The following is a 10,140-nucleotide window of genomic DNA, read 5'->3' as shown; positions in this document are numbered from 1 at the left end:
GTTGGAAACACTGTCTTTGGCGGTCGATTTGATAACCGTGATCACGCAATCGCTGTCTATGAAGCACATAACGCTTCCGTGAAATCAACGCTGCCGCCTGAACGCCTTCTCACGTATCAAGTCTCCGAAGGATGGGAGCCGCTTTGTGCCTTTCTCGATGTACAGTTGCCTTCCGAACCGTTTCCACGCACCAATTCGACTGCCGAATTTCGTGCTCGCATAGGGCGCTGAACGGCGGTTTTCCACCCCGGCCGGACCTTCCCGAGCCTCATCAGGCAATCTGATCTATGAACGCGCCAACCGACCACATGCGCCAGTAGCAGTCATCCGATCGGACGAATCGAATGACCGCTTTGGCTAGTTCGGTTCGAAGCCTTAGGCTTCAAAGAGATGCGCTTAAACATCTTGGATTCGAACGCGCAGCAGTTTTGCCGAATTCAGGAACACCAGGACATCTGGCCCCAAGTGCAAAATCGCTGCCTGGATAGGACCGATCCAGCCCATCAGCGCTGCGGTAATGCCCAAAACATGCACAACACCAACGCCGACGAAGATATTCTCCTGAATTGTCCGGTAAGCGCGTCGCGCAATCGCGCGGGCGCTGACAATTCTTGCCAGGTCATCCTTCATCAATGCGATGTCGGCGGCTTCCAGCGCTGCCTGCGTGCCGCCGCCCCCCATCGCAATGCCGACATCGGCGCGTGCCAGCGCCGGCGCGTCGTTGATCCCGTCGCCGACCATCGCCACGCGATGGCCCTGCTTTTGCAATTCGGCGATGGCGGCGACCTTGTCCTGCGGCATCAGATTGGCACGCACTTCATCCACGCCGAGCTCGTTGGCGATGGTCCGCGCTGTGGCCTCATTGTCACCCGTCACCATCACCATGCGCTTGACCCCGGTTGCACGGAGCTTTGCCAGCGCTTCGCGCGCACCTGGTCGCAATGTGTCGGCAATAAAAATCACGCCAGCGAATTTCCCATCGACCGCGACGTGAACCGGCGTCTGTCCGCCCTTTTCGATCGCATCGGAAAGCGGCACGCCGGCCTCGCGCAACAACAATGCATTCCCGACCAGCACGGTGCGTCCGGAGACCGTCGCCTTCACACCGCGCGCCTGCAACTGCTCGTACTGCTCCGGTTCCGGGACATCGATTTTCATCCGGGCGGCATAGTTGACGACCGCTTTCGCCAAGGGGTGAGCGGAGCGCCGATCGGCGGCGGCGGCAAGGCTGATCAGATCAGCTTCCGAAAGCGTGCCGTCCTGCATCTCCACGCCGACAACCTCGGGCTTGTTCGCCGTCAGGGTGCCTGTCTTGTCGAACACCAGGACGTCGACCTTGGCCAAAGACTCCAGATAGACGCCCCCCTTGACCAGAATTCCACTGCGTGCGGCTCGCGCAATGGCTGCGATAATCACCAGAGGAGTCGCCAATCCGAGTTCGGCAGGTGATGTGAAAATCAGCAGAGTGACGATCATCCGAACGTCGCGGGTATAAAGATAAACCGCAACGAGGAAGATCAGCACGACCGGGATCAGCCATGACGCGACCTTATCCGCCAGTTTCTGGACGGGTGCCTGTTCCGCTTCGGCATTCTCGACCAGACTGATGATGCGGGCAAAGGTGGTGTCGGCACCAACCTTCTCGGTCTCGATGTCGAGGGCGCCGGATTCGACGATGGTTCCGGCAAAGACATCGGCGCCATCGCTCTTGTCCTTCGGAATGCTCTCTCCTGTGATCGATGCTTCGTTGACCGAAGCCGCTCCACCGACGACGGTGCCATCGACCGGGATCTTCTCGCCGGCCCGCACCAAGACAACGTCGCCCGCGCGCAAATTCTCGATCGGGACCATGCGTTCGCCACCTGCGTCCCGCACAAGCGCCACCTGCGGCACTGAGCCGATCAGGTCTTTGATCGAGGCTCGCGCTCGTTCCATATTCACATCGGCGATGAACTCCGCGATCAAAATGATCACCATGAGGACCGCGCCGGCGACGGTCTCGCCTCCGATCAGCGCCACCACCGTGGCAATGGTGACGAATATTTCGGTACCGATCTTGCGCTCTTTTACGAGATCAACGACGCCGGTCTTGACGAGCGGATACAAGCCGATGGCAACCGCCACCCACAAGGCTTGTATTGGAATGAGCTGCTGCCAATACAGCAACGCCATCAAGCCGGTAAAAAGGATGCGCGCGACTTCGGTCCAGCGTTCGCGCGTCATCAACACTCGCCAACCCGATGGAACCGTCTTAGGCGCCGGCTCAACGCTTTCCGTGGCTGCTGTCTCGGATTTCATGATTGGCTCGCTATCTCGGATTGCGGTCTTGGGTTGAAGCATGAGCGCATCAGGCCCCCGCGGCGGATAGTCCTGTCCAGCCATGGTATCCGACATAGAGGCCAACGGCGATGAGAAATAGCGCGCCCAGCGCGCGCGACGGTCGGCGGCCCCTACCGTGACGAGAGTAATCCCGAAGCTTGGCGATCCTGTCCCACATGCATGCCTCACGTCCACACCCGGAGGGATTGCTCCAGCCTGTCGGCGATCTGTATGACGACATAGGCGATCACCATGTAGATCACGACGGCAATCACAAAGGCTTCGAGGTAGTAGAAGTTCAGCGCGGCGGTCAGTTGGGACTGCGCGAAGATATCGACGACCTCGATGGCGAATCCGAGTGAAAGCGCCTTCATGATGACCATCATCGAGGTGGTCAGCTCGGGAATTGCCGTGAGGGCCACCTGGGGAAATAGGACCCGTCGGAACAGTTGGCTGCTTGTGTAACCCAGCGAGTAGGGGGTCGGAACAAGAACCGTTCCCAGCGACACGCTAACGTCGAACGGAGCATGAACGTCATGCGGCGTGGCGTAACCGAGCCGGAAGTCTGAGCGAACGGAATCCTTCAGGCATCTGATGTTCTGCATCCCAGGTGTAGATGCCGGTCAGGTTGATGTGCTCCCAACTCAGCCGCGATACGTGCTTGAGCAGATGATCCGGAATCTCGCGATGCGTTTTGCGTAAGTAGGTAACGGCCCGTTCGATATAGACCGTATTCCTACGATCGCACTGACGACGAGGTTGAGGCCGGAGGCGCGGAACGCCTGGCTTTCGAACGACCGGTCACGGATTTCACCACGCTCGTGGAAGAAAACGGCGCGCTTCAGCTTATGCGCAGCCTCACCCTTGTTGAGGCCGGCCTGGCAACGCCGGCGTAGCGCCGAACTTGAGTACCATTCGATCATGAACAGCGATCGCTCGACCCGGCCGAGTCCCGTAGCGCTCGTGCGAGTTGGCTTTCCTTCGGAGATGCGGATAGTTTCTTCAGGATCGTGGACGGCACTAAGGATCGCGTGGTGATCGACGCCGCCAGATGGAGGAGATCATCCCAGTGCTCGAGGATCAGGGTGGTGTTGATCGGCGCCCCGATGTGGTTCGACAGCGCCGGGTATGCATCGCCTTTCTCGAACGTGTGGAATTTCCGGTCCTTGAGGTTGCACAGTCGCGGCGCGAAGCGTTTGCCTATGAGGGCGAACAGACCGAAGATGTGATCGCTCGCGCCGCCCCTATCGGTAAAGTGTTCCTGGATGTCGAGGACCGTGTCCTGATCGAATAGCCCATCGAGCACATAAGCAGCCTCACTTTCGGTCGGACTGATGGGCAGAATGCTGAAGTAGCCGTACTGATCGGAAAGGTGGCTGTAGAACTTTGAGCCGGGTTCGCTGCCGTAATGCAGATTGATGTCGCCGCGCTTTGCGGCTCGGTCGCTCGCGCGGAAGAATTGGCCGTCAGATGATGACGTCGTGCCATTGCCCCAAAGGCGAGAATGCGGATGGCGGGTGTGTGCGTCCGTCACGCAGGCCTGCGCCGCGCGGTAGGTCTCCGACCGTGCATGGAAGGTTCTCATCCAACTGATCTGGTGAGCGCTGATGCCTTTGGACGCGCTGGCCATCCGTTTCGGACCAAGGTTGGTCGCATCCGCCAGTACGCCGGCCAGCATGGCCGAGACATTTCTTGGGACGTCGCCGATGCGAACATGCGTGAAGCTATCCGCAAAGCCGGTCCATTCATGCACTTCCCTCACAGGTCGGGAACCTCGATCATTGGATGCGGCGTCCATCCCTGGATGGCAATCCCGGCACAACACCCAGCGGGGATTGCGAACCTCCACTGTGCCGAACACCGTTTGAATTCGACGCGTCGTATAGTCCTTGACTGGCCGAAAATTGTGGCAATCCGGACAGACCCGTCGAAACAGGGTGTAGGTTTTCGCCTCCTAGGTCGCGACCGCTGTTTGCAGGGCGGTCATGATCTTCTTGCCATCCTCGATCGACAGGTCAAGGTCTCCGCCACGCGGACGCTCATCGCTTTTGTCGATCCGGACCTCGTTTCGACATCGCCGAATTCGTTCCTGCTCTCGATCGTGATCGTCCATTCCACCGCCATCGCCGCCGCCTTAAACAAAGTAACGGTGATGGCCCAGTCGGCGCTAACAAATCGTGGCCGCGCTCACCCCAGAGAAGTTACCGGTCCCAATGCCTCGATGCCCTCGAGCGCTTCATCCACCGAGTTACTGCGCAAGAACGTTGCTGATCTCGACCAGGTTCGAGCGCACGCGCAACATGTAGAAGCCAATTGTCGTTAGGTGATTCGGCAACAGCCAGCCATCCTCGCGGCCATTGGCGATGATGAAGGGCTGGATGCGCAGCGCCGAGACGAACTGCGAGTCCATCGTGTCCCACAGGCTCTGCAGGTGCTTTTCGTTGATCACGTCCTCGAAATCGGCCTCGGCGCCTTTCATCAGCCCGTAATAGGCATAGAGCTGGCCATAGGCGAACCAGAAGCGGTCGTCGGCGCGAGTGTCGAACCAGCCATTGTTGTAGTGCTCAGCGCGCTCCTTGAGGATCGCCGAGGTCGAACCGATGTCGGACGAGATGCGGTCGATATACTGCTTGAGATTGTCAGCGCGGGCATCGAACACCGTCTGGCAGGTTTCCAGCCGGGCGTTGAAGGCGCGCAGCTTGCGCACCGCATCGCGATAGTAGCTCGGCGTCGGCGTCTTCGGGCCGAACGGGTTCAGGCCGAAATACCAGGTCTCTTCATCGAACTGCAGATTGCCGCGCGCGTCCTGAAGATCGGCGTCGATCTGCGAAGTGGTGCGCACGCGGCCGAGATTGTCGGCAAGCTCGGTCGCCGTGCGCCGCACCGCTTGGTTGATGCCGCGCTGGAACGAGGCCTTGTTGTCCATCCACGGCGTGTGGTCCCAGTCGATGCCGAACAGGCCGAGCTTGTAGAGGATCATCGACGACACCCAGGCATTCTGGTTGACGTTGAAGTCGGTCAGGTCGGCCGCCAACTGGGCGATCGCCGAATTGCCACAGGTCCTGGCGGCGTCGGTGCCGGCACCGGCGGCGACCTGCTCGCCGGCCGACAGGTTGCGCTTCTCGAATATATAGGTGTCGGGATAGTTCGGGTTGAAATTGTTCCACCACTGGGTGGCGTAGAAGAAATTGGCGTAGAGGCCGATCAGCATCAGCAGCGCCAGGCCGACCACTGCCTTCAGGATCCAGCCGCGCTGCGTATACCAACGCCCGGCCCACACGAACGGCCACAGGATGACGCCGATGGCTAAGCCGATGCCGCGGCCGATCCACTGGAAAATCCGGGTGAAGAAATTCACGATCGGATCAAGCATGGCGATGTCACCCCCTCAGTCAGTCAAGCCGTAGAGGCGCATGCCAAACGCCACCTTGTCTTTCAAATATGTGGTTTTCAGAGCGTCGCGCTGGGTAAGCCATTCTCAGTTTGGAGCCGCATGGTTATCGACACACGATACCTCGCTTGGCCATCTTGCACGCGACCGGCAATTCCGGCGCGCTTTATGAGTTCGCTTGAGTGCACTGTTTGCTTCCATCTGATGTCGATAGATGTTCGCCAAATGCAAGCGGAATTGGTCTCATGACAGCCAGCTTTTCCGGCATAAATCTGTCCTGCCATCCGACGCAGGTTCGCGAGTGTCCGGCCACCAACCACGATCATTTCGTGCCATCGGTGAGAAGCGCCTTGAGTTCTTCGAGCCTGTCGTTGATGAGCCAGCCGTAATAGTTCTCGACGGGCAGGGTGCGGCCGGTCTTGTCGGTCACGGCTTGCCTCAACTCACGTGCACGTCTGCGCGGCTGGCCAACATTGTAGAGCGTGGCGGTGATTCCGGGATTACCGGATATATCGAACCCCTGTTCCCGATAGGCATCGATCGAATCCCGGATGATCGCGGCGATGTAAACAAGACTGCGATCAGGATCCATGACGTCGCGATAGATCGCCTGCGGGCGATCGGGCAACAATCGGGGAAGCTTGCTGACCCGGCTGACCATGTCTGTGACCTGCAGGGCTGCAAGCGGGCTTATCTGTCCCAGGCCGAAGGTCTGCCCCGCATAGAAGGGTTGGAAGAAGGCCCGCTGGAACGTGATGGGTTCGTAGTCGACGCCATCGACCTTGCGACCCCGGAATGTCTCTTCCCAGACCTGGTCACGGCAGCTCCAAATCAGCGCGCTGCTTTCGAGAGAAGAGCAGGATGCGAATTCGGGCCGCTGGACGAATGACTGGACCGGAGTGCCCCTGTAGCTGAAGGAGAACTTCAGATCGGCATAGGCGAGCGCCTTGACGTAATAGGTCTGAACCGAGTCGACCACGCTGATATTGTAGGTGTGCTCTCCGACGAGAGCCGCGACGATGTGGATCGGATCGATGCCATAGGCGAGCGCCGCCTTCCTGATCTTGCCGACGAGTTTGCGGTCGTCCCGTATCAAGGCGGTTATGGCCCGATACTTCTCCTCGTACGTCGTGTTGAATGCCTTGGAACGAAGCGCGGACGCTCTTGGGATCACCGGTTGCTCGGCAAGACGATTGCCCGTCGGGACGACTGTGACAGTCTGCGCCACGGCTGGGGCCGTTCCGACACAAGTTGCAACGATCGTCACCGTCATGAAAAAGGGCTGCAGCTTGGCTGTTGGCATGAGGCTCCGTTGGCAGCCTCCGGCTCCGTGAAGGGATGCAGAGTGTGCCGTCATATGGTCATGGCAGTGTGCTTTCGAGCCTATAACAGAGAGGCGGAGGTTTTGCGAGCCGGCAAGGTGTTCGGATGTTCGGATGCAAGGACGCTGGAAAAAATGTTCGGCATCGCGTTACCTAAGCGCGCCGACGAGAAGATTGTCTTCGCTTAAGATGGAAACCCACCGTCTCGTGTTGTATTCCGCTTGGCGCTTCAGGTAGTGATGGTTCGTCTCGTACCAGGGACGAACCCTATTGGTCAGATTATCGAGAATGAAATCGCCCTTGTCGGTTCGAACCGCCAATACAGCGTGCCCTTCGCCATCGGACTTGCGCACTGCCGTCAAGAGCAGACTGGAGACGCGAAGGCCTTTCGCATCAGCGTTCGCCGATTTTCCAGTGCATAATCCTCGCAATCACCCAGATTATCGTCAGGATAGGACCAATATTCTGGAACTCCATTGTGTTCCATGTCGCTCACCGGCTTGACGCGGTGGTTTACGGATACGTTGACGCCTACCAGCGATCGCAAAAGTCATCGGTCATGGTCGGCGAATGCAGGGCAGCTCACATTCATGCGAACAAACGGACGGACAACGCAGCGATCGGTCATTACGAATACTGTCGGAACTATCGCGATGATTGCTCGATCGTCACGCGCGACCCGAAGCCCGTCGAACTGACCCGCTCCTTGTGTGAGACGCTGATCGAAATCAACAACAGGGCCAACACGACGATCATGGCCATGACGGACATAGATACCCGGTGTCGAGGAGAAATGGGAGTATCCCTATAAGGGATTTGGCGACTGCGACGACATCGTGCTGGAAAAACGTCGCGAACTGATGAGACAGGGCGTGCCCCCGCAAAACCTTTTGGATAACGGTGGTCAGGCAGTCGAGCGGCGAGGGGCACGCGATGCTGAGCGTCAACACGACCGCCGGTGACTTCATTCTCGACAATCTGGAGCCGAAGGTCCTGCTGTGGTCGGACACCGGATATACCTACCTGAAGCGCCAGTCGCGATCCAACTCCGGCCATTGGGAAGCGATCGAATCCCAACAGAACATTCTCGTCAGCGGCACGAAATAATCTCAGGACGCTGACAGGAGACCGGCGCCAAGAAGCAGAAATATCGAGGCGCCGAGCCCGATCCGATAATAGACGAAGGGTATGTAGCTGCGCGTCGAGACTAGCTTCAGAAAACCCACGATCGCGACATAGCCGACCGCGAAGGACAGCAGGGTGGCCAGCGCGGTCGGACCGGCGCCGACCGGACTGTCTGCCCCCCAACTCGCATAGAGCTGGAAGAAGCCTGAGGCGAGCACGGCAGGTATCGCCAGCAGGAACGAATACCTGGCGGCGGCCTCTCGCGTGTAAGCCATCAGCAGTCCGGCGCTTATAGTGCCTCCCGATCGCGAAACGCCCGGGATGAGGGCCATCGCCTGGGCGGCGCCGAACAGAAAGCCGTCCCGCCAGCCCAGATCGCGCAAAGCCTTGCGCTTGGCGCCCAGCCGGTCGGCGGCCGCGAGAACCAGCGAAGACGATCAACATGGTTGCCGTGAGATAGAGGTTGCGGGCCGGACCTTCGATCAGGTTCTTCAGCAATAGTCCTAGGATGCCGATCGGCAGGGTTCCTATGATCACCAGCCATCCCATGCGGGCATCCGGGTCCAGCCGTTCACGGCGGCCGGCCAGGGAACGCAGCCATGTGGCGATGATGCAGATAATGTCATGGCGGAAATAGATCAGGGCCGCGATCTCGGTCCCGATCTGCGTAATGGCGGTAAATGCGGCGCCGGGATCGCCGGCCGGTGGCAGGAATTCACCAACGATCCGCAAATGCGCGCTTGAGGAGATCGGAAGAAATTCCGTCAGTCCTTGAACCACTCCTAGGATCGCCGCCTCGCTCCACCCGATTTCAGCCAATTGCACTTCCTTTGCGTCCGTCACGATCTTCCGGCAACCTGAACCGACGACTGTCTTGGGTGTCAATCGCGATAGAGCGTTGGGCATAGGTTTTGTTGGCTTTGACGAAACCGTTTGCAAGGACGAGCAGTTTCCTAATTCGGGCTGCGGTGAGAATTTTTGATGAGCACAAATCGGTTCAGTTTCTGAGTGCCTGCGCCGGCGATTGCCGGTATGCAAGCATCGCCGGCACCAGAGCGATCAGACCCGTGACAGCCAATAACACAAGGGCGGACTGCCAGTCCTCGCTGCGGAACTCGACCGGCAATGTAAAGCCGCTGGCTCCGCTCAAGAGGTGCGCACCCGTCCTGGCGGCCGTGTAGCCCAGCCCGAAGCCGAGAAGCACCCCTGCTGCGATGATTGCGAACGTCTCCAGCCAGACGATTTCAAACACCACCGCGCGCGGCGTCCCGAACGCGCGCAAGGCACCAATCTGCCGGCGCCGCTGCATGACGTGAAGGACCACGACAAGCAGGATCGCGGCGGCGACAAGCGCCTGCGCTCCGCCGGCCACCAAGGAAAGCACGCGTCGCGCATCGCCGAGCGTCCCGTACAGCCTCGTCAGCACCTCGCCCGGGAAGATCGCGACGGTCCGATCGTTGCGGTGCGCCTGTCGCAGCTTATAGGCGTCAGCGACCGTACGCGGTTTCACCACGATGGCTGGCAGGCCGGGTGTGGATGGATCGAGGACGGCCTCCGGATGGATCGGCTGGTCGAACTCGCTTGTCTCTGCGGCCCCTTGGGCGGCAGCCTGCAGGAGCGGCGATCCTGTTCCCGCCCGATCGCGTTCATGAATGTGCCAGACCGCTTCGATCGGAACGATGACGGCTCGGTCCCAGGCGGTACCGGTCGGCCTCAGCCGTCCCACGACCGCGTAGGTGACATCATTGTGCATTGCGGTCGCCTGGCGGACCTGGCCGTGCGCCGGGTGAAAGCGGCTTCCCATGTTCTTCGCCACGGACGCTCCGACAAGCGCTTCGCCGAGCTTCTCGAACGTGCGTCCTTCGGAGACGCCGCCCAGTCCGTCGACCGTAAGCGTCACGAGCACCGCACGACTGTCCTTGCTTGACAGAGGCAGGATTCAGATGCGGGCCGCTTTGACCCGCTTGGGCATGAAGTACGAGC

At 59.6% G+C, this 10,140-nt stretch carries 10 protein-coding genes and 4 pseudogenes; 4 read left to right on the top strand and 10 right to left on the bottom strand.

Going from position 1 to position 10,140, the window contains the following annotated elements:
- Positions 1–231: sulfotransferase (locus NKJ08_RS37155; protein WP_352786163.1), on the top strand; the 231-nt coding region annotated here is incomplete at its 5' end.
- Between the two features lie 165 nt (positions 232–396).
- Here NKJ08_RS37155 and NKJ08_RS37150 read toward each other — a convergent pair.
- The 8 genes and pseudogenes from NKJ08_RS37150 to NKJ08_RS37115 all read right to left on the bottom strand — a co-directional run bounded on the left by NKJ08_RS37150 (position 397) and on the right by NKJ08_RS37115 (position 7,519).
- Positions 397–2,223 carry a heavy metal translocating P-type ATPase gene (locus NKJ08_RS37150; protein WP_352508712.1) on the bottom strand — a complete coding sequence of 609 codons (1,827 nt, stop codon included), beginning with the start codon at positions 2,221–2,223 and terminating at the stop codon, positions 397–399.
- Positions 2,224–2,504: 281 nt separating this feature from the next.
- Positions 2,505–2,795: pseudogene (locus tag NKJ08_RS37145) on the bottom strand (ABC transporter permease subunit); the annotation flags it as partial.
- A gap of 58 nt (positions 2,796–2,853) precedes the next feature.
- Entirely contained in the window at positions 2,854–3,000 is a 147-nt protein-coding gene (locus tag NKJ08_RS37140; protein ID WP_280952151.1) for a hypothetical protein, read from the bottom strand.
- Positions 2,964–4,117 (bottom strand): annotated as a pseudogene (locus NKJ08_RS37135) (Tn3 family transposase). The gene NKJ08_RS37140 and the pseudogene NKJ08_RS37135 overlap by 37 nt, the downstream one beginning before the upstream one ends.
- A gap of 156 nt (positions 4,118–4,273) precedes the next feature.
- On the bottom strand, positions 4,274–4,432 hold the full coding sequence (locus NKJ08_RS37130; RefSeq protein ID WP_352786162.1) for a hypothetical protein: 159 nt from the start codon (positions 4,430–4,432) through the stop codon (positions 4,274–4,276).
- Between the two features lie 135 nt (positions 4,433–4,567).
- Positions 4,568–5,692, bottom strand: coding sequence for a DUF2333 family protein (locus NKJ08_RS37125; protein ID WP_352786161.1), 1,125 nt, complete (start codon positions 5,690–5,692; stop codon positions 4,568–4,570).
- 340 nt (positions 5,693–6,032) lie between these two features.
- Positions 6,033–6,983, bottom strand: a complete 951-nt coding sequence (locus tag NKJ08_RS37120; protein WP_031213457.1) for a DUF1402 family protein — start codon at positions 6,981–6,983, stop codon at positions 6,033–6,035.
- 198 nt (positions 6,984–7,181) lie between these two features.
- Positions 7,182–7,519: pseudogene (locus NKJ08_RS37115) on the bottom strand (transglutaminase-like cysteine peptidase).
- Between NKJ08_RS37115 and NKJ08_RS37110 the strand changes: the two are divergent.
- From NKJ08_RS37110 to NKJ08_RS37100, 3 genes are read left to right on the top strand one after another with little or no spacing between them, the layout of a single operon-like run.
- On the top strand, positions 7,511–7,843 hold the full coding sequence (locus tag NKJ08_RS37110; RefSeq protein ID WP_156937521.1) for a transglutaminase-like cysteine peptidase: 333 nt from the start codon (positions 7,511–7,513) through the stop codon (positions 7,841–7,843). The pseudogene NKJ08_RS37115 and the gene NKJ08_RS37110 overlap by 9 nt on opposite strands.
- A complete protein-coding gene (locus NKJ08_RS37105; protein WP_352495720.1) occupies positions 7,806–7,994 on the top strand; it encodes a transglutaminase-like cysteine peptidase in 189 nt (62 codons plus the stop codon). Before NKJ08_RS37110 ends, NKJ08_RS37105 begins: the two co-directional genes overlap by 38 nt.
- Positions 7,966–8,139: a transglutaminase-like cysteine peptidase gene (locus tag NKJ08_RS37100; RefSeq protein ID WP_352451998.1), complete on the top strand. Its 174-nt coding sequence runs from the start codon at positions 7,966–7,968 to the stop codon at positions 8,137–8,139. The genes NKJ08_RS37105 and NKJ08_RS37100 overlap by 29 nt, the downstream gene beginning before the upstream one ends.
- Positions 8,140–8,141: 2 nt before the next feature.
- Here the strand turns inward: NKJ08_RS37100 and NKJ08_RS37095 are convergent.
- Both NKJ08_RS37095 and NKJ08_RS37090 read right to left on the bottom strand, forming a co-directional pair.
- A pseudogene (locus tag NKJ08_RS37095) lies at positions 8,142–8,967 on the bottom strand (undecaprenyl-diphosphate phosphatase).
- A 187-nt stretch (positions 8,968–9,154) separates the two neighbouring features.
- On the bottom strand, positions 9,155–10,063 hold the full coding sequence (locus NKJ08_RS37090; protein ID WP_352786160.1) for an ABC transporter permease: 909 nt from the start codon (positions 10,061–10,063) through the stop codon (positions 9,155–9,157).
- Positions 10,064–10,140: the final 77 nt, after the last annotated feature.

It is taken from the genome of Mesorhizobium sp. M0244, from assembly GCF_040321795.1.
Lineage (GTDB): Bacteria > Pseudomonadota > Alphaproteobacteria > Rhizobiales > Rhizobiaceae > Mesorhizobium.
Note: the sequence above shows the minus strand (reverse complement) of the source record. Positions and strands in the feature narration are given on the sequence as shown.

Excerpts from the sequence above, each read along its gene's own strand:
- NKJ08_RS37150 (WP_352508712.1), bottom strand. The coding sequence starts at position 2,223 with ATGACGCGCGAACGCTGGACCGAAGTCGCGCGCATCCTTTTTACCGGC.
- NKJ08_RS37130 (WP_352786162.1), bottom strand. The coding sequence starts at position 4,432 with ATGGACGATCACGATCGAGAGCAGGAACGAATTCGGCGATGTCGAAAC.
- NKJ08_RS37125 (WP_352786161.1), bottom strand. The coding sequence starts at position 5,692 with ATGCTTGATCCGATCGTGAATTTCTTCACCCGGATTTTCCAGTGGATC.
- NKJ08_RS37120 (WP_031213457.1), bottom strand. The coding sequence starts at position 6,983 with ATGACGGTGACGATCGTTGCAACTTGTGTCGGAACGGCCCCAGCCGTG.
- NKJ08_RS37100 (WP_352451998.1), top strand. The coding sequence starts at position 7,966 with ATGCTGAGCGTCAACACGACCGCCGGTGACTTCATTCTCGACAATCTG.